13 protein-coding genes and 3 pseudogenes are annotated in these 24,142 nt (G+C 74.5%); 9 read left to right on the top strand and 7 right to left on the bottom strand.

Annotated features, from left to right (window positions below):
• A pseudogene (locus tag AB0L29_RS28695) lies at positions 1–720 on the bottom strand (tyrosine-protein phosphatase); the annotation flags it as partial.
• A 238-nt stretch (positions 721–958) separates the two neighbouring features.
• On the opposite strand from AB0L29_RS28695, the pseudogene AB0L29_RS28690 reads away from it, so the two are divergent.
• Positions 959–2,846: pseudogene (locus tag AB0L29_RS28690) on the top strand (DNA/RNA helicase domain-containing protein).
• Between the two features lie 67 nt (positions 2,847–2,913).
• On the opposite strand, the gene AB0L29_RS28685 reads toward AB0L29_RS28690, so the two are convergent.
• The 6 genes and pseudogenes from AB0L29_RS28685 to AB0L29_RS28660 all read right to left on the bottom strand — a co-directional run.
• On the bottom strand, positions 2,914–4,842 hold the full coding sequence (locus tag AB0L29_RS28685; RefSeq protein WP_365831011.1) for an ABC transporter ATP-binding protein: 1,929 nt from the start codon (positions 4,840–4,842) through the stop codon (positions 2,914–2,916).
• Complete coding sequence (locus AB0L29_RS28680) at positions 4,839–6,533, bottom strand: ABC transporter ATP-binding protein (protein ID WP_365831009.1); 1,695 nt, start codon at positions 6,531–6,533, stop codon at positions 4,839–4,841. The genes AB0L29_RS28685 and AB0L29_RS28680 overlap by 4 nt, the downstream gene beginning before the upstream one ends.
• Positions 6,530–8,200, bottom strand: coding sequence for an AMP-binding protein (locus AB0L29_RS28675; RefSeq protein WP_365831007.1), 1,671 nt, complete (start codon positions 8,198–8,200; stop codon positions 6,530–6,532). The genes AB0L29_RS28680 and AB0L29_RS28675 overlap by 4 nt, the downstream gene beginning before the upstream one ends.
• Before the next feature lie 37 nt (positions 8,201–8,237).
• Complete coding sequence (locus tag AB0L29_RS28670; protein WP_365831005.1) at positions 8,238–10,052, bottom strand: condensation domain-containing protein; 1,815 nt, start codon at positions 10,050–10,052, stop codon at positions 8,238–8,240.
• Positions 10,049–11,782, bottom strand: a complete 1,734-nt coding sequence (locus AB0L29_RS28665) for a carbamoyltransferase C-terminal domain-containing protein (protein ID WP_365831003.1) — start codon at positions 11,780–11,782, stop codon at positions 10,049–10,051. Before AB0L29_RS28665 ends, AB0L29_RS28670 begins: the two co-directional genes overlap by 4 nt.
• Positions 11,783–11,926: 144 nt before the next feature.
• Positions 11,927–12,040, bottom strand: a pseudogene (locus tag AB0L29_RS28660) (XRE family transcriptional regulator); the annotation flags it as partial.
• 1,329 nt (positions 12,041–13,369) lie between these two features.
• Here AB0L29_RS28660 and AB0L29_RS28655 point away from each other — a divergent pair.
• The 8 genes from AB0L29_RS28655 (at position 13,370) to AB0L29_RS28620 (ending at position 24,093) form a co-directional block, all read left to right on the top strand.
• Positions 13,370–14,773: a lysine 2,3-aminomutase gene (locus tag AB0L29_RS28655; RefSeq protein ID WP_365831001.1), complete on the top strand. Its 1,404-nt coding sequence runs from the start codon at positions 13,370–13,372 to the stop codon at positions 14,771–14,773.
• 19 nt (positions 14,774–14,792) lie between these two features.
• Entirely contained in the window at positions 14,793–15,953 is a 1,161-nt protein-coding gene (vioD, locus tag AB0L29_RS28650; RefSeq protein ID WP_365830999.1) for a capreomycidine synthase, read from the top strand.
• 5 nt (positions 15,954–15,958) lie between these two features.
• Positions 15,959–17,911, top strand: a complete 1,953-nt coding sequence (locus AB0L29_RS28645) for an amino acid adenylation domain-containing protein (protein ID WP_365830997.1) — start codon at positions 15,959–15,961, stop codon at positions 17,909–17,911.
• A 347-nt stretch (positions 17,912–18,258) separates the two neighbouring features.
• A complete protein-coding gene (vioC, locus tag AB0L29_RS28640; RefSeq protein WP_365830995.1) occupies positions 18,259–19,293 on the top strand; it encodes an arginine beta-hydroxylase, Fe(II)/alpha-ketoglutarate-dependent in 1,035 nt (344 codons plus the stop codon).
• Between the two features lie 8 nt (positions 19,294–19,301).
• Positions 19,302–20,045: a hypothetical protein gene (locus AB0L29_RS28635; protein ID WP_365830993.1), complete on the top strand. Its 744-nt coding sequence runs from the start codon at positions 19,302–19,304 to the stop codon at positions 20,043–20,045.
• 91 nt (positions 20,046–20,136) lie between these two features.
• Entirely contained in the window at positions 20,137–22,167 is a 2,031-nt protein-coding gene (locus tag AB0L29_RS28630; RefSeq protein ID WP_365830991.1) for an NAD-dependent epimerase/dehydratase family protein, read from the top strand.
• Positions 22,164–22,868 (top strand): PIG-L deacetylase family protein, encoded by a 705-nt coding sequence (locus tag AB0L29_RS28625; protein WP_234372319.1) that lies wholly within the window; start codon positions 22,164–22,166, stop codon positions 22,866–22,868. Before AB0L29_RS28630 ends, AB0L29_RS28625 begins: the two co-directional genes overlap by 4 nt.
• Positions 22,861–24,093, top strand: a complete 1,233-nt coding sequence (locus AB0L29_RS28620; RefSeq protein ID WP_365830989.1) for an ATP-grasp domain-containing protein — start codon at positions 22,861–22,863, stop codon at positions 24,091–24,093. The genes AB0L29_RS28625 and AB0L29_RS28620 overlap by 8 nt, the downstream gene beginning before the upstream one ends.
• Positions 24,094–24,142 lie beyond the last annotated feature (49 nt).

Genomic DNA, 24,142 nt, shown 5'->3' with positions numbered 1-24,142 from the left:
GAGCAACCGGTCCCGCAGCCGGGCGGTCACGGCGTCCGTGACGCCGACCCGCTGCCCGAGGTAGCCGCGGACCGACCCGTACCGGGCCGTCAAATCCGCGAACACCAGCTCCATGACGGCGGCGGGTGCGCGCCCGTACCCGGGCCACTTCAGCTCCCGGCCCGGGTGGGCGGCGCGCCAGTCGGCGGTGAGCCGTTCGGTGGCCAGCTCGGTGAGCGCGAAGTCCTCCCCGACCTGCTCCGCGGACACGCCGAGCAGGGTCAGCACGAACGCGGCGATGAGCCCGGTGCGGTCCTTTCCGGACGTGCAGTGGAACACGACGGGGCCCTCGTCCCCGGCGATGATCTCGATGGCCTGCCGGATCTCCGCGTGCCCGTCCTCGGTCACCTCGGCGAACCGGTCCGCGAGGTACCGCCACGGGTCGAGGGCGGGGTCGATCTCGGCCTGGTCGTACGGCCGGTGCTCGATGCTGCAGTTCGCGTACCGGAACCGGTGCGCCTCGGGCACCCTGCCCTTCGCCTCGATCTCCCACGGGTAGCGCAGGTCGACGACGGTGCGGACGCCCAGCCCGAGGAAGCGCTCCCAGTCGGCCCCCCGCAACTTCCCGAGCGAATCGGCCCGGTACACCCTCCCCCACGCAACGGTCCGACCGTCGACGGTCCGATATCCGCCCAGGTCACGGAAGTTGTGCAACCGCTCGAACCCGATGTGCCGCTCCACGCGTACGCCCCCCATGTTCGCCGACCTGCCCGGTGCCGACCGCCCATCGTAGGCGGCGGCGGCGTCGGCGCGGGCGGGGCAGGAGGGCGTGGTGCCGGACACTGCCCGGTGAATGGCCCGCTGCGCTAGGATTGACGGACCATCATTGCGGCCCGACGGGCTTCCGCTCCGCGTTCGCGGACCAGGAGGACATGCCCCCACCCGCACGAGTCACTTCGTGCTGCCTGGGGGCATTCTCTTGCTGTTCCGTGAGTCCGCGGCGTCGTTGGCCAACCGCACCCTCCTCGAAGGACGGCTGACGGATCTCCTGACCGAGAACTTCCTCCATAGGCACGGGCACAAGCCGCATCCCTCCGAGGTCCGTGCCTGGGACCGCAGCATCCCGGCGCTCACCCACACCCTGGTCGAGGCCGGCCTCGGAGAGGTCGAGATGCTGCTGGAGTACGGACTGCCTCTCACGAGCAAACGGGCGGACGTGATACTGGCCGGCGTGCACCCGACGAACGGCGAGCCGTCGTACGTGGTCGTGGAACTCAAGCAGTGGAGCAGCGCGTACCCGGAGGGCGGCGACCCGCTGCGGTGCCGCATCGACGCCTACCCCGATCCGGTCCTGAACCCGATCGAGCAGGTGCGGGGGTACTGCGACTACCTGGTGTCGTTCAACGGCGCACTGGAGCGGGTCCCCGATGCGGTGACGGGCGTGGCGTACTTGCACAACGCGACCGAGTTCGCCGTGGCCGGGCTCCGCGAGGTCGAGGAAGACCACCGCGGCCGGATGTTCACCGGGGAGCAGCGCGGGGCGTTCATGGACTACCTGCGCGCGCTTGGCCCCCAAGCCCGGAGCCGACGCGGCCGACGCCCTGCTCCAGGGGAAGGTTCGCCCCTCCAGGCAGCTGATGGCGGTGGCTGCTGAAGAGGTGCGTGACAGGGAACAGTTCGTGCTGCTGGACGAGCAGCGCCTCGCCTACGAGACGGTCATGGCGGCGGTGCGCAAGGCCCGCAGGGCCAACCACAAGCAGGTGGTGGTCGTGACCGGTGGCCCCGGGTCGGGCAAGAGCGTGATCGCCCTGTCCCTGCTGGGCGACCTGTACCGGCGCGGTGTGCCCGCCGTCCATGCCACCGGCTCCCAGTCGTTCACGAAGACGATGCGGAAGGTCGCGGGTGCCCGCAAACCCGAGGTGCAGCGGCTCTTCCGCTACTTCAACAGTTTCATGGAGGCGGAGCCGAACGACCTCGACGTCCTGGTCTGCGACGAGGCCCACCGCCTCCGCAAGACCTCCGCCAACCGCTACACCAGGGCTGCCCTCCGAACGAACCGCCCGCAGGTGGCGGAGCTCATCGACGCGGCCCGCGTCCCGGTGTTCCTGCTCGATCAGCACCAGGTCGTGCGGCCCGGCGAGATGGGAACGGTGGAGCAGATCCGGCAGGCTGCGGCCGATCAGGGCGTGGACTGCCAGGTGGTCAGGCTGGACAGCCAGTTCCGGTGCGGTGGCAGTGAGTCCTATCTCCGCTGGGTCACCGACCTGCTGGGGCTGGAGGGCACCGGCCCGACGGTGTGGGAACCGGACGGCAAGGTGCACCTGCTGATCGCGGACAGCCCCCAGGCTCTGGAGGATTTCCTGGTCGCCAGGCGCGCGGAGGGGTACGGCGCCCGTCTTTCCGCGGGCTACTGCTGGAAGTGGACAACGAAGATCACTCCGGACATGACCAGGCTGCCGTCCGACGTGGTGATCGGCTCGTGGTCGAAGCCGTGGAACCTGTCCGGCGACCATGCCGTGCTCGGAGCGCCGCCGGCCGCCCTGTGGGCGACCGATCCGGCCGGCTTCGGCCAGGTCGGCTGCGTGTACACCGCGCAGGGCTTCGAGTACGACTGGTCGGGCGTGATCCTGGGTCCCGATCTGGTGTGGCGCACCGACCGCTGGGTGGTGGACCGTACGGCGTCGAAGGACCCCGTTTTCACCAGGGCCACGCCGGACGAGGATGTCGACCGCCTCATCCGCAACACGTACAAGGTGCTCCTCACCCGGGGCATGATCGGCACGATCGTCTACTCGACGGACGAGGAGACCCGCGCGAAACTCCGCTCCCTGGTACCGCCGTGCGGTCAGGGACCTGCCCGCGGGTGACCGAGGCGGCGGCCGGGGCGCCGGGTCCGGCAGCGGCGTCCCCGGCCACCGTCCGCGAGCCCTCCCCTCACCCTGCCGTCGGGCCGTGTTCGGGGGTGGGGCGGGTTTTCGGGGTGTCGGGGTGGGTGGTCTGCCAGGAGTGCCAGAGCGACGCGTAGGCGCCGTCCGCGGTCAGGAGCTGGTCGTGGCTGCCGAGTTCGACGATCCGGCCGCGGTCCATGACCGCGATGCGGTCGGCGTCGCGGACCGAGTCCAGGCGGTGCACGATGGAGATCACCGTGCGGCCCTCGATCAGCGCGGCGAGCGAGCGCTCGACGCGGCGGGAGGCGGTGGAGTCCAGGAGGGCCGTGGCCTCGTCCAGGACCAGTGCGTGCGGGTCGGACAGCAGCAGCCTGGCCAGGGCCAGTTGCTGGGCGGCCGACGGGGACACCGGGGCGGCGCCGGGGCCGATCTCGCTGTCGAGGCCGTCGGGGAGGGCGCGTGCCCAGTCGGCCAGCAGGACGGTGTCCAGGGCCTTCCACAGCCGCTCGTCGGGCGGGGCCTCCTCGCGGGCGAGCGTGAGGTTGTCCCGTACGGTGCCGGTGAAGACGTGCTGCTCCTGGGTCACCAGGACGATCTCGCGCCGCAGTTGGCCCACCGGAAGGTCGGCGATGTCGGCGCCGCCGATGCGTACGGTGCCGCGGGTCGGGTGGTGCACGCCGGCCAGCAGCTTGCCCAGGGTGGACTTGCCCGCGCCCGAGGCGCCGACCACGACCAGGCGCTCGCCGGGGGCGATGTCGAGGTCGATGCCGGACAGGACCTCGCGGCCGGGGCCGTAGCCGAAGCCGACGCCCTCCAGCCGGATGGCGTGGCCCTCGGTGGCCGCGGGCGGCCGGGGCTCCTCGCGCGGGAGCCGGTCCACGCCGAGGATCCGGCGGAGCGCGGCGTTGCCGATCTGGAGCTCGTCGGTCCAGGTGAGCAGGTCGTTGAGGGGCTCGCCGAGGGCCTGCACGTACAGCACGACGGCGGTCAGCGCACCCAGCCCCACGGCACCGCGCTGGTAGGCGAGCCCGCCGATCAGCAGGGTCAGCGCCATGGGCACCATCGTGGCGAGGTCCAGGCTGGGGAACCAGATGGTCTGCAACCAGGTGGTGCGCTGCCTGGTGCGTACCACCTGGTCGACGGCGGCGCCGTGGCGCCGCACCTGGCGGGGGCCGAGCCCGAGGGCCTCGACGGTGGCGGCGCCGCGCGCGGTCTCGTGCGTGACGGCCAGGACGTCGGCCTCCTGGGCGAGCAGCCGCTCGTAGGCGCGGGTGGCGCGCGGCCGGTACCACCAGGTCGACAGGACCGCGAACGGCACCCCGGCCAGCAGCCCCAGCGCGAGGAGGGGCGAGGTCAGCAGGATCGCCGCGAAGGTGAACACCAGGGTGACGGCGGCCAGGGCGATGCGCGGCACGGCCTGCCGGATGCTCTCGTTGAGCCGGTCGGCGTCGGTGGTGGCCCGGCTGAGGAGGTCGCCGGTGCCGACGCTCTCCACCTCCGACAGCGGCAGCCGGAGGACCCGGCGGACGAAGTTCTCGCGCGTACGGGCCAGGACGCGCTCGCCCAGCAGGGTGGCCTGGGTGCGGGCGGCTCGGGCGAGGAGCGCGTGGCAGAGCAGGATCGCCACGAAGGCCAGGGCCAGCAGGTCGACCCGTCCCGTGGTGGTGCCCGCCTTGACGGACTCGACCAGGTGGCCGAGGAGCCGGGGCCCGACGAGGCCGGCCACCAGGGCGGCGGCGAACAGCGCGAAGGTGAGGAGCAGCCGGGCGGCCTCGCCGCGGAGGAACGCGCCGACCCAGGCGCGGACGTCGGAACGGTCGGCGAGAGGCAGCCGCCCCGGGTGGCCGGACGCGCCGGCGGGACCGGTGGCGGTGGTGGCGGTGCCGGTGGTCGCGGCGGAGGCGGACGGCGGGGCCGGGGAGGCGTTGCCGGACGGGGTGGTGGCGTCGGTGCGGTGGGCGGGGGTCGTCGTCACGAGGGCACTCCTGCGGAGCGGTCGGTGCTGCCGGGGACTCGGTCCGCGTCGAGGCGGATCTCTCGGTCGGCGACGCCGTGCCACAGCGGGCTGTCGCTGAACACGACGGTGGTCCGCCCGGCGCGCAGCGCGGCCACCCGCTCGACCACCCGGGCCTCGGTGTGGGCGTCGACGGAGGAGGTCGGGTCCTCCAGCACCAGGACGTCGGGGGCCGCGAGCAGGGCCCGCGCGAGGACGAGGCGCTGGCGCTGACCGCCGGAGAACGTCCGGCCGCCCTCGTCCACCCGGGTGTCCAGCCCCTCGGGCAGGGCCTCGACCACGTCGGCGGCGTCGGCGGCGTGCAGGGCGCGGTCCAGTTCCTCGGGCGACCGGGCGGTCCGGCCGGTCAGCTCCTCCCGCAGCGTGCCGCTGAACAGGGCGTCGGCGGGCCCCGACCGCAGGACGCGGGAGCGCAGTTCGGTCGGGTCCACCCGGTCCAGGGGTACGCCGCCGAGCAGGACGGCGGGGGTGTCGTCCCCGGCGACCGGAGGGAAGGTGAGCCGGTCGGCGAGCTCCCCGGTGCGGTCCGCGGGGGCGGTGACCACGGTGAGCCGGCCCGCCTCGGCGGTGACACCGGTGTACGGGTCGGTCAGCGCCGGCGGCCCGGGCGGCAGCGGCTGGGGGTGGACGGGCGGGGTGACGGCCGGGGTGAGGCGCAGCAGGGTGCAGACCCGGCCGGCGGCGACCTTGGCCAGGCTCAGCGTCTCCGCGGCCTCGGTCGCGGTGCTCACCGGCAGGGTCAGGAAGGCGGAAGCCCCGTAGAACGCGACCAGTTCACCGGCGGTGATGGTGCCCTGGAGCGCGAGGCGCGCACCGAGCCAGACGATGCCGACGGTGACGAGTCCGGGCAGCAGGACGCCCGCCGCCTGGAGCCACGCCTCCATCCGGCCGGCCGACTCGCCGGCGCGCCGCACCTCCTGGCTGGTGCGGCGGAAGCGTTCGGCGAAGCCGGCCTCGCCGCCGATGCCGCGCAGGATCCGCAGGCCGGCGACGATGTCCCCGGCCTGCGAGGTGGCCACGCCCATGTGCTCGCGCTGGGCCTCGTCGCGTTCCTGGAGCGGCCGCAGCAGCGGTCCGATGCCGAGGACGGCCGCGGGGACGCCGATGAGCACGGCGAGCCCCAGCACGGGCGAGGTCGCGGTGAGGGCGACGGCCACGAGCACGGCGGCGAACACCGCGCCGATGGTGCGCCCGACGACCTCGAAGGCGTTGCCGATGCTTTCGACGTCGGCGGCGGCCGAGGCGGCCACGTCACCGGAGCGGGCCTTGCCGCGCAGGGTCGCGCCCAGCCGGACCACTTGGCGCACCAGCACGCGGTGGGTGTACGACAGGGCGTGCGCCTCGGCGCTCACGGCGGCCTGGATGAGCCCGGCGCCGGCCACGGCCTGGAGCACGCCCAGGCCGAGTGCCGTCAGCGACCACAGGTACAGGCCGCCCTGGCCGGCGCCCCGGCCCGCCTCGTCGATGGCCCGTCCGATGACGAGCGGCACGAGGGCGAGGGGCACCATCCAGACGGTGCCCAGCACGGCGCTGAGGACCAGCGGCCACGGCCGGATGCGCACCAGCCACCACAGATACGCCCAGGGGCCGCGGGCGTCCGCCTCGGGTACGGCGGCGGGCGCCACCGATGCGTCGAAGAGCCGGTTCGTCACAGGTACCGGTCCCGGGTGGCCGCGCGGTCGACCTTGCCGGTGCGGGTGTGCGCCAGCTCGGGCACCGCGACGATCCGGTCGGGGACGAGGTGGTGCGGCAGGGTGGCGCGCAGCCGGGCCCGCAGCGCGGCGGGGTCGGGGGCGGGAGCGGTGGCGTGGACGGGGCCGGGAGCGGTGGTGGTGCCGTGAGCAGGGCCGGTGGCGTCGTGGGCGGAGTCGGTGCCGTCGGCGCCGGTGCTGTCGTGGGGTGCGGGGGCGTCGCCGTGCGGCGCGGGGGCTTCGGGTGCGAGGACCACGAAGGCGACCAGGGCGGTGTGTTCGCCCTTGCTGTGGGGCGCGGCGGCGACCGCGGTCACACCGGGGAGCCGGCCGATGGCCTCCTCGACGTCCAGCAGGTCCACCCGGTGGCCGCGGATCTTGACCTGGTGGTCGACGCGGCCGTGGAAGACCAGGGTGCCGTCGGCGGCCTCGTGCACCAGGTCGCCGGTGCGGTACCAACGGGCGGGGCCGCCACCGAGGTCCGCCTCGACGAAGCGGGCGGCGGTGCGGGCCGGGTCGTCGAGGTAGCCGGTGGCCAGCTGGGGGCCGGAGACGAACAGTTCGCCGGGGCCGTCGGGCGCGTCCGGGCGGGGCACCACCGCCTGCCGTACGGACGGCAGCGGGCGGCCGATCGGGACGCCGTCCGCGAACGGGTCGCCGCCGGAGGGCTGTTCGGCGTCCGCCGGCCCGGCCACGGTCGTTTCGGCCCCCGGGCCGGCGAGGACGGCGCTGTGGGTGACGAGCGCGGTCTCGGTGGAGCCGTACGTGTTGAGCAGCCGGACGCCGTCGGCGCCGAGCCGGTGCCAGCGCTCCAGCATGTCCGGGCGTACCGCCTCACCGCCGATGACGACGGTCTCGACGCTGCCGGGGAGCTTCCGGCCGGTCTCCAGCAGGTGGCCGGTGTAGAGATGCCAGTAGTCGACGGGCAGGTTGATCAGGGTGACCTCGTGGTCGGTGAGGACCCGGTCGAGGTCCGCCTCGGCGTCCCCGTCCAGGACGACCAGGCCGCCCGTCAGCAGCGGCGGGAGGTTCTCCTCCAGGCTGGTGTCGCCGTCCGCGCGGGTGAAGTTGAGCGACACGGTGTCCGGGCCGGCCCCGTACCGCTCGATCAGGTGCGGCAGTACGGCGTGCAGGGCGCGGTGGGGCACCGCCACGGCCTTGGGGGCGCCGGTCGAGCCCGAGGTGAACAGCACGTAGGCGGGGTCGTCGGCGCCCACCGGCCGGCCACCGTGCCGGACCGGTGCGCGGGAGGGGGTCCAGCGGGGGCGCAGGACCCGGTCGACGGCGGGCAGCGGGCCGGTGTCGGCGGTGGCGATCAGCTCCCGGCACCCGAGGGCGCGCAGGGCGTCGCCCGCGCGGCCGGCGTCCTCGCCGGGCACGACCACGTAGCCGCGGCCGGCGGCGAGGACGCCGAGGATCGCGGCGATGTCCCGGACGCTGTGGTGGGTGACGACGGCCACGGGCGGGTGCGGTCCCGGTGTGCGGGTGGCGACGAGGTCGGCCACCGTTCCTGCCCAGGAGGCCAGTTGGCCGTATCCGACGGTCATTCCGTTGTCGATGACCGCCGGCCGCTCGGGGTGCGAGCGGGCGGCGGCGAAGAAGGGATCGAGCACGCTGGGCAGGGTCATGGCAGGTGTCTTCTTCTCTTGTCCGTCCGGGGGGTGTTCAGCTGTCCGCCGCCCCGGCCGCACCGGGTGCCGCCGACCCGTGGCCCACCGCGTCGAGGAGGGCGGTGAGCGCGGCGCGGTGGCGGGCGGCGAGGTGGCGTACGGTCGCCTCGTCGTGCAGGGCCGTGGAGTACCACCACTCGGCGCGCAGCACGTCGTCGTCGGTCGTGGCGATCACCTCGATGAGGTGGGGCCGTGTCCAGTGCGGGGCGGTGATGTCGCCGATGGGCTCCGGTGCCACGTCCGGCAGCACGGTGCGCAGCGGCAGCGCGTCGGCGTCGTCGCCCTCGAAGTCGAAGGAGACGTCGCTGGGCGGGGCGGCGCGCAGGGCGGCCGAGATGCGCGGCCGGCCGTGCCGGCTGAGCGCGCCGAACCCCACTCCCCCGCCGGGCAGGGCCGCGAGGTGGCCGACGGTACGGGCGAGCCGTTCGGCGGCGGTGCCGGGTGCGAGGTCCAGGCGTACGGGCACGGTGGTGGTGAACCAGCCGGTCGTGCGGGCGAGGTGCGAGTCGCCGACGGCCTCCTCGCGCCCGTGCCGCAGGACGTCCACCCGGACGGCCGGCTCGTCGAGCCATCCGGCCAGCGCCTCGCCCAGGGCGTGGAGGACCAGGTCCCCGGGGTGCGCGCGGTGGGCGCGGGCGGCCGCGTCGAGGCGGGCGGTGAGTTCCGGCGGGAACTCCTCCCGGTGCGTGGCGGCCGTGCGGGCGGTGTTCACGGCCCGGGGGTCGTCGGCGGTGTGGTCCAGGGGCACGGTCGCGGGGGTGCGGACGACGTCCGTCCACCACTCGGCCTCCGCCTCGGCCTCGGGTGTACGGGCGTGCTCGGTGAGCGCCCGGGCCCACTCGGGGTACGACGTGCCCTCGGCGCACCGGGCGTCGGTGCGGCCGGCCTCCAGCGCCGTGTACAGCTCCTCGAGGTCTTCCAGGAGGACCGACCACGAGACCATGTCGAACGCGAGCTGGTGGACGACGATCAGCAGCCGCCCCGGCCGGATCGGGCCCGCGTCGAAGCGGACGAACCGGACCACCGGGCCGGTCGCCGGGTCGAGGGCGCCCTGTTCGACCGCGCAGCGCAGGGTGATCGCGGCCGCCAGGTCGGCGTCGGCCAGTTCGGAGATGTCGACCGTGTCCAGCACCGGTCCGAGGGCGGCGCCGGGCGGGCCGTCGAGCGCGACGGCCGCCACCTGCTGGCGGGGCCTGCGGGCCGGCGGGGCCACGACGGTGAGGCGCAGCGAGGCGTGCCCGGCGACCAGGCGGCGCACGGCCTCGGCGAACAGCTCCCCGTCGAGCCCCGGCCGGGTGGTGAAGAGCAGGGCCTGGTTCCAGTGGCCGCGGTCGCCGCTCTGCTCCTCCCACGCCTGTTCCTGCGGAGGGGTGAGCGGGACCGGGCCGTGGCCGGCGCCGGGCGGGGCGGTGTCGGCGGTACGCCGCCGGGCGGCGCGTTCGGCGACCAGTTCGGCCAGGCGGGCGGTGGTCATCGTCGGTACGGCCAGCTCCCGCAGCTGCACCCGGACGCCGAAGGCGGCCTCGATGCGGCGGGCGGTGCGGATCAGGTCGAGGGAGTCCACGCCCAGGTCGAGCAGCGGGGCCGACAGGTCCGCCTCCGGTGTGAGCACGGTGCCGCCGAGCCATGCCTCCAGCCGGACCCGTACGTCCTCGACGGCCGGAGCGGCGGGGTCGTCGCCCGGGTGCGCGGCGCCGGCGGCGGGGTGGTCGGGATCCGTGACCGAGCGGTCGGGGTGTGCGCCGGGGGCGGGTGCCGTGGGCGATTCCGGGGCCGTGTCCGCGGGGCCGGGGCGGGTGGGGGCGGTCATGCGCCGGCCCCGCCGACGGCGCCGTCGGGGCGGCGCACCAGGAACGGCCCGATGGCCAGCGCGTCCATCGGCAGCCGGTGGAAGGTGGCGAGGGCGTCGCGCGGGCTGCACACCACCGGTTCGTCACGGCCGTTGAAGGAGGTGTTCAGCACCACCGGGGTGCCGGTGTGCCCGCCGACCTCGCCGATGAGCCGGTGGTAGAGCGGGTCGACCTCGGCGGAGACGGTCTGCGGCCGCGTGGTGCGGTCGCTGTGCACCACGGCGGGCATGACGGCGGCGCCGGCCTCGGTGACCGGGGTGGTGACGATCATGTACGGGAGCGGGGTCGTCGTGCCGATGAGGGCCTCGGCCGCCTCCTCCTGCATGCTCGGGGCGAACGGCCGCCACGCCTCGCGGTCCTTGATGCGGACGTTGACCCGGTCGCGGGTCCCCTCGGGGTTCGGCACGGCGACCATGCTGCGGTGGCCGAGGGCACGGGGGCCGCCCTCGGCCCGGCCCTGGAACCAGCCGGCGACCCCGCCGGCGGCCAGGACGTCCGCGGTGGCGGCGGCGATGTCCGCCGGTTCGGTGTAGGCGGTGCCGGACGCCTCCAGGACACGGCGGATCGCGTCGGCGTCCCACTGCGGTCCCCAGGCCACCGAACCCTCCATGGGCCGGATGCGGTCGCCCTCCTGGGCCGCGCACCAGACCGCCGCGCCGAGCGAGACGCCCTGGTCGCCGGCGAGGGGCTGGACGAAGAGGTCCTGGACCTCGAGCATGCGCATGAGCTTGCCGTTGAGCGTCGCGTTGAAGCCGACGCCGCCCGCGACGAGCAGGGTGGTCTCGCCGCTCTCCCGGAGCAGGCCGCGTACGAGTGCCATGACCGCATGCTCCAGGGCCGCCTGGGCCGTGGCCGCGATGTCGCGGTACTCGAACGGGTCCCGGTCGGTGACCTTGGTGTAGCGCCCCACGCGGGGGTCGAAGCGGCGGACGGAGCGGTTGGGGGCGTCCGGCAGCACCTTCTCCAGGTGCCGCAGCCAGTGCCGGATGGTGGCCGTCTCCTCGTCGGTGCTGCCGGTGGACCGCAGGTCGGGCGGCACGACGCCGACGGTGAAGTCCTCGTCCGTGAAGTCGAGGGCGCCGCCGAAGGTGAGGTCCCGGGGGGTGCCGTACGAGGCGAGGCCCATCATCTTGCCCGCGGCGTCGGCGCCGAGGCCGGCGTACTCGCAGACCGCCGCGTAGAAGTAGCCCAGTGACCAGCCGGGCGTGTGGCTGCGCAGGGTCTTGATCTCTCCGTCGATGCCGACGGCGAGCGTGGTGCTCACATCCTCGCCCTGCCCGTCCAGGACCAGGATCGCGCCGCGGTCCCGTCCGGAGAGGTGGTAGGCGCTCGCGGCGTGGGCGATGTGGTGGTTCACGAACGTCAGGCGCGGGTCGCGGGAGCGCGGGAACAGCGCCTTGGGCAGCAGGTGCTCCAGTGCGGCGGCGTCGTCGGCGAACCAGTCCAGGCCGCGGTCGCCGAACAGCTTGGGCAGGTCCCAGCCGTGGGCGACGACGTCGATGTCGTCCAGGGTGAAGCCGCCCTCCGCGAGGCAGTGCGCGGCGGCGTTGAGGGGCGCCTCCCCGTAGGCGTGCTTGTTCCTGGTGAAGCGTTCCTCCTCGGCGAGGGCGACGACTTCGCCGTCCACGACGAGGCAGGCGGCACCATCGTGGCTGGCCCCGGGCCAGCCGTTGACTCCGAGCACACGCATGGTCAGTCCCCAAAGGTCGGTCGGGATCATGCGGTGCACCCCGCGCCTCATGGGCGCGGGGTGCACCGGTCACGCGGACCGATCTTGTCGACCCGGGGAGTTGTACACGACCTTCGACGTTGTGCGGAGATCGGCGGCGAAGATGGCGGACGCCGCCTTGAGCACCTCGTTCGCGCGCCGCAGCTCCTCCACCTCGCTGCGGAGCCTGCGCAGTTCGGCCCGTTCGTCGCGGGTCAGCGCGCCGGGGGCGCGGCCGGCCGGGGAGGCGGCGGGCGGCGGGGCGCCGTGGTCCCGCCAACCGGGGTCCTGGCCGCGGGCCGAGGCCCGGTCCGGGCCCCGCTCCGGGCCGCTGTCCGGGCCCCGGTCGGCGGCACGGGGGCGGCCGCGGTCCGGTGCACGGTCCGTGGTCCGGTCGGCGTCGCGGTCGGTTGTCCGGCCGGTGACCCCGTCCGTTGTCCGGTCTGTTATCCGGCCCGGGGTTCGGTCCGTCGTCCGGTCGGTGACCCGGCCCGTTGTGCGGTCCGTTGTCCGGCCCGGGGTTCGGTCCGTCGTCCGGTCCGTCGTCCGGTCGGTGGCGCGGTCCGTCGTCCGGCCCGGGGTCCGGTCCGTTGTGCGGCCTGCGGTTCGGTCGGTTGCGCGGTTCTCCTGGCCCCGGTCCGTGGGCCGGTCCGGCACCCGTTCGGAGCCCCGGTCCACCGCCCGTTCCGCGGTCCGGTCCCGGTTCCCGCCCGGACCGCGGTGCGGGGGATGGTCCGTCCCCCGGGCCGCGTGCCATCCGGGTTCGGGGTCCGGGTGGTGGCCCGGAGGACTCGGCGCGGGCCGGCGGCGACCGGCACGGAGCGGCTCCCGGGGAGGTTCCCGTTCCGCTCCGCCCGGGCACCGCCGTCTCAGGACGTCGCGGGCCTCCAGTTCGCTGCTGACACTGTGCCAGCGGCGCGACCACACCTCCTCGTCCCCACCGCACGCGGCCACATAGGCGAGCGTCACCTTCAGCGAGGGTTTGTGCAGCCCCCGCGCGGCCTCGGCGAGGGTGGCCACGGAGTAGTGCGCCCGTTTCGCCATGGTGCGGTACGACGGGTTCCCGGCCCGCCTCCGTAGAATGCGCAAGTCGTGGGCGAACGCCTCCAGTGGTCCTGCAGTTGGGTCCAGTAACCGCTCTGGCCTGGGCATGTTTCCCCCCTGGTACTCGGTTGTCTCGACGAGGCACAGGTCCCGCGGGCCGTACAACCGTGGTCAGCGGCGTCCGGTCCCGACGGGACGATCAGCCGGAGGCTGCCGGCCTCCCGGCAGGGAGACCTTCGCATCCGATCCGGGGTCATTGGTACATGCCAGTGACATACACATCAACTCATCAACCAACTATTCAGGCCAGCGGTCGCAGCCGGTCGCACCGTCCCCCGAGCGCGGCCGTCCGCTCCCCTCCTACCCCACCGGGCGTCTTCCGCTTCGCGCCGAACGGCCCGGAGTTGTACAGGGGCACTCACTGTTCGCGCCCCGTACAACTTCCCCTCGTGTACAACCCCTCACGCTCTGCAAGATCGATGGCAGGCGATACGGCCGAAACCGATGGGATTGGGTGGCGGGTTGGTGGACACAGCACGCAGCCAGACGGAATCAGCAGCACTGGAAGGCGTCTACGAGTACCGCAGCCGTCCGCTCGTGGAGCCGGACTGGCGGCGCCTGCCCGGGTGGCGCGACGTCACCGCCGCCGAGTGGGCGGACCCCCAGTGGCAGCGCGCCCACTGCGTCAAGGACGCGAAGGGCCTGCGCGCGGTCATGGGCGACCTGCTGGACGAGGGCTTCTACGAGGACTGGGGGCAGGACCGGCTGCACCGCGCCACCATGTCGGTGCTGCTGCCGCCCCAGATGATCAACACCATGGCGCCGGAAGCGACCGGCGGCCGGCCGGGCGAACTCACCAAGGCGTTCTACGACGACCCGGTACGCCGCTACATGCTGCCGGTCCTCTCCGACCGCCACCCCGAGTGGCCGTCGCACCCGATGGCCTCCCGGGACTCCCTGCACGAGCAGGACATGTGGGTGGTGGAGGGGCTGACCCACCGCTACCCCACCAAGGTGCTGGCGGAGCTGCTGTCGACGTGCCCGCAGTACTGCGGGCACTGCACACGGATGGACCTGGTGGGCAACTCCACGCCCCAGGTCGCCAAGAACAAGCTCCAGTTGAAGCCGACCGACCGTGCCGACCGCATCCTGGAGCACCTGCGGGCCTCCCCCGGCATCCGGGACGTCGTGGTCTCCGGCGGCGACCTGGCCAACATGCCCTGGCCGCGACTGGAGCGCTTCATCGACGGCCTGCTGGGGATCGAGTCGATACGGGACATCCGGCTGGCGAGCAAGGGGCTGGTCGGACTGCCCCAGCACTGGCGCTCCGGGCCGGTGCTGGAGGGTGTCGCACGGGTCGCGCGGACGGCCCGCTCGCGCGGGGTGCGCATCGCGCTGCACACCCACGCCAACGCCGCCCAGCAGATCACCCCGGCGGTGGCGGAGGCGTCCGGGGCGCTGCTGGGCGCGGGACTGCACGACGTGCGCAACCAGGGCGTGCTCATGCGCGGCGTCAACGACAGCGCGCACGACCTGCTCGACCTGTGCTTCGCGCTCATCGATCACGCGGGGATCACGCCGTACTACTTCTACATGTGCGACATGATCCCGAACGCCGAGCACTGGCGGGTTCCGTTGCACCGGGCCCAACTGATCCAGCATCAGATCATGGGCTACCTGCCCGGGTTCTCCACGCCCCGCATCGTGTGCGACGTGCCGCTGGCCGGCAAGCGCTGGGTGGACCAGGCCGACTCGTACGACCGCGTGCTCGGCGTCTCGCACTGGAGCAAGAGCTTCCTCACCCCGCTGGAGGCGGCGGACCCGGAGGCCCGCAACGGCTCGTACCACTACTACGACCCCATCGACACGCTGCCGCTCGCCGGGCAGCAGTGGTGGCGGGAGACCCACCAGGGCGCCCGTCAAGGGTAGAAGGGACAGTTGCACACCCATGAGCAGTCTGCGTCCACCGCGTGAGGACCCCCCGGTGCTGGAGGAGTGGTACCGCCGCCACCTGGGCCCCGACATCCACGACATCAGCTCCAGCGGCGTCCACCCGTACACCTTCGCCGAGATACGCGAACTGTGCGGCATCCCCGCCGAGGACCTGGACGCCGTCGTCATGGACGACAGCGTCTCCCAGGGGGGCGCCGGCATCCGGCAGGCGATCGCCGACCGGTACGCGGGCGGCGACGCCGACCGGGTACTGGTCACCCACGGCTCCAGCGAGGCCATCGCCCTCACCCTCGGCACACTGCTGCGGGCCGGCGACCGGGTGGTCGTCCAGCAGGGCATCTACCACTCGCTGGGCCACTACCCGCGGGCGGCGGGCTGCGACGTCGCCGAGCTGCCGGCCGCGGCCGTGCGCGACGGCGAGATCGACGAGGACGTACTGGAGGGCCTGGTCACGCCCGGCACCGCGGCCGTCGTCGTCAACTTCCCGCACAACCCCTCCGGCGTCACACTGTCGCCGCAGGGCCTGAAGGCGCTGACCGAGCGGACCGCCGCCGCGGGCGCGACCCTGGTCTGGGACGCCGCCACCGCCGAGATCGCACACCGCTGGGACGTCCTCCCGGACCCCGCCGCCACCCGTGGCGACACGATCTCCTACGGCACCTTCTCCAAGACCTTCGGCCTGCCCGGGCTGCGGGTCGGCTGGGCCATCGCGCCACCGGACATCGTCCCGGCCGTCTTCCCGCTGCGCGACCGCACCACGCTCTTCCTGTCCCCGCTGGTCGAGCTGATCGCCGAGCGGGCGATGCGCCACGCCGACGTGCTGATCGGCAGGCGCGCGGCCGAGGCGCGGCGCAACCTCGCGCACCTCACCGAGTGGATGGCCGAGCACGAGAACCTGGTGCGCTGGACGCCGCCGGAGGGCGGGGTGTGCGCGCTGCCGGTCTTCCGGGAGCTGGAGCGGGCGGCGGACGGTCCCGCCGCGGTGGAACGGTTCTGCCTGGAGCTGCTGTCGCGCCACCGCACGCTCCTGGTGCCGGGCACCGCCTTCGGCGCCCCGCACGGCGCGCGGCTGGGCTTCGGCGGCCCGGAGGAGGGCTTCCGGGCCGGACTCGCGGGGCTGTCGGAGTTCCTGCGCACCCGCGGGGCGGGACGGTGACCGCCGTGGACGCACCCGACGTACTGGACCTGTGGGACCTGCGCGTACGCCATCAGCCGGACGCGCCCGCGCTGGTGACACCGGACCGGGTGCTCACCCACCGGTCGGTCGACCGGCTGACCGATGCCTGGGCGGCCTCCCTGGCCGGGCGCGGGGCGGGCCCCGGGCGGCTGGTGGGGCTGGCGTTCGCCGACCCCGGCCGCACGGTGCTGGGCATGCTCGCGGCGCTGAAGGCGGGGGCCGGGTTCACCGTCCTGGACGACCGGCTGCCCGCCGCCGCGCGGGACTCGCTGGTGCGCCGTACGGAGGCGGCGGTGTGGCTCGGCGACGGCGCCCACGCACCCGCGGCGGCGTACGTACCGGACGGCGCGGCCGACGGGACGGCCGGCGGGGCGGCGACCGGAGAGGGGGCCGGAGAGGGGGCCGGGGCGGCGGACGCCGGCGGCCGCCCGGTGCGGCCGCCGGCCCGGGCCGCCGGACACGACGTGGCGTACGTGCTGTTCACGTCGGGATCCACCGGGCAGCCCAAGGGCACGCTCATCGAGCGCGACTCGCTGCGCAGGTTCGCCGCGGCGGTCGCCGAACGGCTGGAGCTGGCCGCCGGGGACCGCTGGCTCCAGGTGGCCTCGCTGGGCTTCGACGTCCTGATCGAGGAGGTGTTCCCCGCCCTCGTGGCCGGCGCGGCGGTCGTGTGCAGGGCCGACACCCGGGCCCTGGACGCGGAGGAGCTGCACACCCTGATGGCCCGTACCGGGACCACGGTGGTGGAACTGTCCACGCAGTACTGGCTGGAGTACGCCCGCTGGCTCGACGCGCGGGGCCTGACCACCCCGGCCGGGCTGCGCCTGGTGGTGGTCGGCGGCGAGCGCATGGACCCGCGGCCCTACCGGGAGTGGCAGGCCCGGCAGCCCGCCCGGCTCGCCCATGTCTACGGGCTCACCGAGTGCACCGTCAGCTCGACCTTCTACACCGGGCTGCTCCCGGCGGACGCCAGGGAGGTTCCGCTCGGCACCCCGCTGCGGGACGTGGAGATCAGCGTCCGGCGCGACGGACGGCCGGTGCCGCAGGGCGAGGCGGGCGAGATCCACATCGGTGGGCCGCTGCTGGCACGCGGGTTCCTCGACGACGACGCCGCCACCGCCCGCCGCTTCGTCCCCGATCCGCTGTCCGCCGTCCCCGGCGCGCGGGTCTACACGACGGGCGACCTGGGGCGCATCGACGCCGACGGGAACCTGGTCTTCCTCGGGCGGCTCGACGACCAGGTCAAGATCCGCGGCCACCGGCTGGAGCCGGCGCGGGTGGAACGCGCCCTGTGCGAGGACCCCTCGGTGGAACAGGCCGTGGTGTTCCCCGACCCGGCGACCGGAACCGTGCTGTGGGCGTTCACCGTCCCGGCCGACCCGGAGCGGGCCCCGCTCCCCGGGGAGGCGGTGCGCCTGACGGCGGTGGAGAGGGACGCGCTGGTGGCGCCGCTGGAGGAGCAGCTGCCCGACTGGGCCGTGCCCAGGGTGCTGTACCGGGTGTCCGTCCTGCCGAAGAACCCGCACGGCAAGATCGACAAGCGCCGGCTGAGCGACTGGGCGACGGCGACGGTCACGAACGCGGCGGCGTCCACGGGCACGGCGGCCACCGTTACGGGGGCCGGGCGCACCGTCCCCGGAGCCCCGGGACCCGGCGGTGAACCGCTGTCCACCGTCCTCGGCCTCTTCCGCGAGGTCCTCGGCGCACCGGAACTCGGCCCGGACGACGACTTCTTCGAGCACGGCGGGCAGTCCCTGCTCGCCATGCGGCTGCTCGCGCGGCTGCGCGAGTTCCTCCCCTCGGCGGCCGGGCTGCGGGCGAGCGCCCTGCTCCGGTGTCCCACCCCCCGGCTGCTGGCCGGGGCGCTCGCGACCGCCGGTCCACGGGAGGCGGGCCCGCGCGAGGCCGGCCCACAGGAGGCGGGCCTGCCCCGGTAGACCGGTCCGCCGCAGGGGACCACCGGCCCCGCGCAGCCGCCCGGCCCCGAGCAGCCACGGCACGCGGAGGGCCGCCGACCGGCCTCCCGGCAGCGGCAACGCGTGGGCGGGCGCCCGGCGCGTAACACCGGCCACCACGCCACACCGACCGCCCCGCGCATCACAACGACCAACACGCGTCCCACCGGCCATCACGTCACACCGACCACCGGGCGCCACGCGCATCACACCGACCAACGCGCACCCCACCGACCATCGCGTCACCACGCACCACCCGAGGGCCCGCGGGCCCGGCTCCGGCCGCCCGCGAGCGGTAACCATCCCCGACCACTCAGCGAGAGTTGGCAATGTCGAACCTCACCGACCAGTCCACACGCAGCTACACCCTCACCTCCGACGAGGCCGCCGCCACCGCCGCGCTCACCCGCGAACTGGCCGCCGCCTACCCGTCCTTCGGCGACCCGGAGCTCCTGCGCGACCTGCCGCGGCTCGCGGCCCGGCTGCCGCTCGGCGTGCAGCACTTCCTGCGCGACTTCAAGCTGGGCGACCGCCACGGCCATGTGGTCGTCCGCGGCCACGAATTCGACCAGCGGCGCATCGGGCCCACCCCCGAGCACTGGCGCGGCCGCCACCGGCCCGGCCCGGAGTTCCCCGAGGAGCTGCTGCTGATGCTGTACTCGGCGGTGCTGGGCGAGCCTTTCGGGTGGGCCACGCAGCAGGACGGCCACCTCGTGCACGACATCTTCCCGATCCGCCAGCACGAGAACGACCAGCTCGGCATGGGCAGCAAGGAGCTGCTGACCTGGCACACCGAGGACGCGTTCCACCCGTACCGCAGCGACTACCTGATCCTGGGCGCGCTGCGCAATCCGGACCACGTGCCCACCACGATCGGCGAGCTGGACCTGTCCTCGCTGTCCGACGAGGACATCGACATCCTGTTCGAGTCGCGGTTCTACATCGCCCCGGACGAGTCCCACCTGCCGAAGAACAACACCATCACCTCCGAGGAGGAGGCGGCCCGCTTCGCCACCATCCAGCGGATGATCGACGAGCGGCCGCTCGGCCCGCTGCTGTACGGCTCGCGCCAGGACCCGTACATGCGGCTCGACCCGTACTTCACCTCCGTGCCGGAGGACGACGCCGACGCCCGGCGCGCGTACGACGCGCTGTTCAAGGTGGTGGACGCCGGTATGCGGGAGGTCGTCGCCGACCAGGGCGACGTGCTCTTCATCGACAACCACCGGGCGGTGCACGGCCGTCTGCCGTTCCGGGCCCGCTACGACGGCACCGACCGCTGGCTCAAGCGGGTGTGCGTCACCGCCGACCTGCGGCGCTCGCGCCCGATGCGGGCCTCGGCCGAGACCCGGCTGCTGGGCTGAGCGCACCCGTGGCACTCACCCTCACCGACCTGTCCCGAGACCCGTGGCTGCTGCCCGAGGTGGACGCCCTGATCGGCGCCAACATGCCCGCGTTCATGAGCTGGGAGTCCCCCGGCAACTGGCGCTGGCACGGGATGTACGAGCGCTACCCGGACCACCAGCTGTGCCTGGTCGACGGCGGCGGCAGACTCGTCGCGGCGGCCAACGGGCTCCCGATGCGGTGGGACGGCACGGCCTCGTCGCTGCCCTCCGGCAGTGACGAGGTCCTGGTGCGGGCCGTCGACGACGGCCCCCCGGAACGGCCGGACGCCGTCTGCATGCTCTCGGTGTCCGTCGACCCCGCCCACCGGGCGGCCGGCCACGCCGAGCGGTTGCTGACCGAGGTCCGCGCCAGGGCCGCCGACCGGTGCCCGCGCGGGGTGATCATCCCGGTGCGGCCCACGCGCAAACCGCGCTACCCGCTGGTGCCGATCGAGGAGTACGCCGCCTGGCGCCGTCCCGACGGGCGCTGCTTCGACCCGTGGCTGCGCACGCACCTGGAGCTGGGCGCCCGGCAGCTGGGCATCACGCACCGGTCGCTGGTGATCCGCCAGCCCGTGTCCCGGTGGGAGGAGTTTCTGGGCTACCCCCTGCCGGGGCCGGGCGACCACCCGCTGCCCGGCGGCCTCGTGCCGCTGCGGGTCGGCGACGACGGGCACGGCACGTACGCCGAGCCGAACGTCTGGGTGCACCACTCGGCCGGGGCGCCCTGACCCGCACCGCGCGCCCCACGGCGTACGACCGACCGGGCGCCTCCCTCCCCGACCATCCCCGCCACTCCCTTCCGACCCTCTGGAGAAACCCATGCCTCCCGTACGCCTCGCCATCGTCGGGTGCGGTGCCGCCGCCCGCGGCTGCCACCTGCCCGCCCTGCCGCCGCTGAAGGGCGACGTCCGGCTGACCGCGCTCATCGACCGCGACCCGCGGCAGGCGCGCGACGCGCTGGAGCTGTACCGCGAACTGGGCGGTACGGGCGCCGACGAGGTGGTGATCGCCACCGACCCCGCCGAGGCCGCCGGTGACTTCGACGCCGCCGTGGTCGTCGTACCGCACAGCGCGCACGCGAAAACCGTGGAGTCCCTGCTCGCGGCCGGCAAGCACGTGCTGCTGGAGAAGCCGATGACCACCTCGGTCCAGGACGCCCGGCACTTGGTCGAGCTCGCCGCGGACGCCTCCGCGCCGCTGCTCGCCATGGCCCATCCGCGGCGGCTCTTCCCCGCGTACGCCTGGGTGAAGCGGCTCATCGACAGCGGTGACCTGGGCGACGTGGTGCGCGTCGACTGGTCGGAGGGCCACCCGTACGCGTGGGAGCCGGTCTCGTGGTCGATGTTCGACCGGCGGCTCGCGGGCGGCGGGGTGCTCACCGATACCGCCTCGCACGTCTTCGACACGCTGCACTGGTGGCTCGGCCACGACGTCGAGGTCGTCCGCTACCGGGACGACACGCTGGGCGGGGTGGAGACCGACGCCGAGGCCCACCTGCGCTTCGGCGCGGTCAACGTGCACTGCGCGTTCAGCCGGGTGCGCGACCTCGGCATCTCCTGCACGGTGACCGGCACCCGGGCGACCGTCACCATCGGCACCGACTTCCCGGCCGGCGAGTGCACCCTGGTCACGGCGGACGGCGTGGAGCTGCACCGAGGCGACGTGGAGGCGGTGGCGCCCGCGCAGGGCGAGTGGGAGCTGCTGTTCACCGAGCAGCTCGCCAACTTCGCGGCGGCCGTGCGCGGTACCGCCGCCGTGCACTCCGGCCCCGAGGACGGTCTGCGCGTCGTGGAGCTGATCCAGGAGTGCTACGGCGGCGCCCACGAGGAGGCCGTCCAGCCCTGGACCGCGCGCGCCGTCCCGGACGAGTGCGCCGCCGCGGTCGCCGACCGCACGGTGGCGGTCACCGGTGCCGGCGGGTTCATCGGGGGGCGCGTCGTCGAGCGGCTCGCCCTCGGCACCCGGGCGCGTGTCCGTCCCGTGGTGCGCGGCTTCGGCAGGGCCGCGCGGCTGTCCGCGCTGCCGCAGGAACGGCTGGAGTTCCGCCGGGCGGACCTGCTGGACACCGACGCGCTGCGGGAGGCCTTCGAGGGCTGCGACACCGTCGTGCACTGCGCCTTCGGCAGCGCCGGTGACGAGGCCGACCGCTGGGCCGCCTCGGTCGAGGGCACCGCGAACGTCCTGGCCGCCGCGCGCGCGGCGGGCGTCCGGCGGGTGGTGCACCTGAGCACCGTCGACGTCTACGACCCCGCGGTCACCGGAGAGCTGACCGAGGAGTCGCCGGCCCGCCCGGCCGACCCCGCCGACCGCGAGTACGAGCAGCAGAAGCTCGCCGCGGAGCGGCTGGTCCTCGACGCCCACGGCCCCGACCTGGAGACCGTCGTGCTCCAGCCGGGCGTGGTCTACGGACCGTGGGGCGGCCAGTGGACCACCGCCCAGTTGCAGCGCCCGGAAGGCGACTTCGCCGCGCTGCCGACGGGCGAGGACACCGGCGTGTGCAACGCCGTGTACGTCGACGACCTGGTGGACGCGGTGCTCCTGGCCACCGGGACCGGGGCGGCGGCCGGTCAGCGCTTCCTCGTCGGCAACGGCGAGCAGCTCGGCTGGGGCCGCTTCTTCGACGCGATCCGCTCGCTGCGGGGCCTGGGCGAGCCGGGGGCGCAGGGCTCCGGCACCGGCGACCCGGTGCCGGACTGGGAGCTGGAGCTGTACCGCTCGACGGCCCGGGCCCGGTACGACAAGGCCGCGCGGCTGCTGGGCTTCACCGCCCGCACCTCCTTCGCCGAGGGCGCCGGGCTGACCGGGCAGTGGGCGGGCTGGGCCCGGCAGGTGCCGGAGGTGCGGTCGTGACCGGGGTCACCGATGTGCTGGTGGTCGCACCGCATCCGGACGACGACGTCATCGGCTGCGGCGGCTCCATCGCCAAACACGTCCGCGACGGCGCCCGGGTGACGGTCGTCATCGTCATCGGGCGCGAGCGCAGCGCCCTCGACGACGCCGTCACCGACGCCGAGTTCGCCGCCGAGACGGAGGCGGCCGCGAAGGCGCTCGGTGTGCACCGCTGCATCCGTTTCGACGAGCCGTCGCGGGACTTCACGCTCTCCCGCCGCGTGCACCTGAATCTGGTGCGGGTGCTGCGGGAGGTGCGGCCGCAGGTGGTCTACCTGCCGCACGACAACGACGACGACGTCGAGCACCGGATGGTGCACCAGCTGACCACCGAGGCGTTGTGGATGGCGCAGTCGGAGTTCTTCCAGGAGGCGGGCGACCGGCCCATGCCCGCGCCGCGGCTGGTCCTCGGGTACGAGGTGTGGGCGCCGATGGCCCGGTTCCAGTACGCGGAGGACATCGACGGCCAGATCGGCACCAAGGTCGAGGCGATGCGCGCGTACGTGTCCCAACTGCGGCACGCCGCCTGGGACGAGGCCATCCGCGGGCTGGCGCGCTACCGGTCCGCGGTGTCCACGGGCACGGGCCACGCAGAGGTGTTCCAGGTCCTGGGCCTGCGCACCCCGCCGCCGGCCGGCGGACCGGGAGGCGTCCGTGACTGAGCGGCTGCTGGTCTGCGGGCTCGGCTCGGGGATGGACCGCTCGCTGGCCGAGCTGCGCTCGGCCCGGCGGGAGCTGGTGGTGGCCACCGACACGCCCACCGAGCGGGCCCGGGAGGCGGCGGACGTCCTGCTGGTCTGCGACCCGGCCGACGGCACGGCGGTCCTCGCGGAGCTGTCGGCGGCGGGGATCGACCGGCTGGACGGCGTGTTCTCGCTGGGGGCCGACAACCCGCCGGCCGTCAGCGTGGTGGCGCACCGGTTCGGCTGCCCCGGCCTGCCCCTGGAGACGGCGCTCGACTGCACGCTCAAGGACCGGCGGCTGGCGATCCTGCGGGAGGCGGGCCTGGACCTGCCCCGGTTCGCGGCCGCCGAGAGCGTGGAGGAGGCGCTGCGGGCGGTCGCCGAGGTGGGCCTGCCCGCCGTGATCAAACCCAGTGACCAGACCGGGTCGCTGGGCGTCGTCAAGGTGGACTCGCCCGGGGCGGTACGGGAGCTGGCGGCCGAGGCGCTGCGGCTCAGCCCCGCCGGGCGGATCGTCGTCGAGGAGTTCCTGGAGGGCACCGAGCACACGCTCGCCGCCTTCATGGTCGACGGAGAGCTGCACCGGTTCGGGTTCGCCGACCGGGAGTACGGGCGCAAGGAGGAGTTCGCCCCGTACTTCTTCGAGGGCGGCGACACCCTGCCCAGCCGGCTCACCGGGGAGCAGATCGAGGAGATCACCGACACGGTGCGGCGCGGGGCACTCGCCCTGCGGCTGGACCCGGCGGTGATCAACACCGACATCCTGCGCACCCGTGACGGCCGGGTGGTGCTGTTGGAGATCACCTGCCGGATCACCGGCGCGCGGATCGCCACCGAGGTGATGCGGCTGGCGACGGGCGTGGACCCGCTGCCCAACGTGGTGCGCCTGGCGCTGGGCCGGCCGCTGGACCTCTCGGAGCTGCGTCCGACCCGCGACGGGGCGGCGGTCCAGCGGTTCCTGCCGGCGGACGGCGGGGTGGTGGAGTGGGTGGGCGACCCGCGGGACGTCGCCCGGCGGGCCGGGGTGCACGACGTCTTCTGGGGCATCGAGCTGGCGCCGGGCACCGTGGTGCCGCCCTACCGCGGCGGGGCGGACGTCCTGGCGGGGGTGATCGCGTACGCCGGTGACTCGGCGGAGGCGGAGGCGATCGCCGAACGCACCCTGCGCGCGCTGCCCCTGCGGTTCAAGGCGCCGACGCGATGACCACGACACCGCCGGCGGACGGGCGCGGAACACCGGCCGCGCCCACCCG

The sequence above is a fragment of the Streptomyces sp. NPDC052701 genome (assembly GCF_040678355.1).
Classification (GTDB): domain Bacteria; phylum Actinomycetota; class Actinomycetes; order Streptomycetales; family Streptomycetaceae; genus Streptomyces.
Note: the sequence above shows the minus strand (reverse complement) of the source record. Positions and strands in the feature narration are given on the sequence as shown.

Excerpts from the sequence above, each read along its gene's own strand:
- AB0L29_RS28670 (WP_365831005.1), bottom strand. The coding sequence starts at position 10,052 with ATGACCGCCCCCACCCGCCCCGGCCCCGCGGACACGGCCCCGGAATCG.
- vioD (WP_365830999.1), top strand. The coding sequence starts at position 14,793 with ATGAGCAGTCTGCGTCCACCGCGTGAGGACCCCCCGGTGCTGGAGGAG.
- AB0L29_RS28675 (WP_365831007.1), bottom strand. The coding sequence starts at position 8,200 with ATGACCCTGCCCAGCGTGCTCGATCCCTTCTTCGCCGCCGCCCGCTCG.
- AB0L29_RS28665 (WP_365831003.1), bottom strand. The coding sequence starts at position 11,782 with ATGCGTGTGCTCGGAGTCAACGGCTGGCCCGGGGCCAGCCACGATGGT.
- vioC (WP_365830995.1), top strand. The coding sequence starts at position 18,259 with ATGTCGAACCTCACCGACCAGTCCACACGCAGCTACACCCTCACCTCC.
- AB0L29_RS28630 (WP_365830991.1), top strand. The coding sequence starts at position 20,137 with ATGCCTCCCGTACGCCTCGCCATCGTCGGGTGCGGTGCCGCCGCCCGC.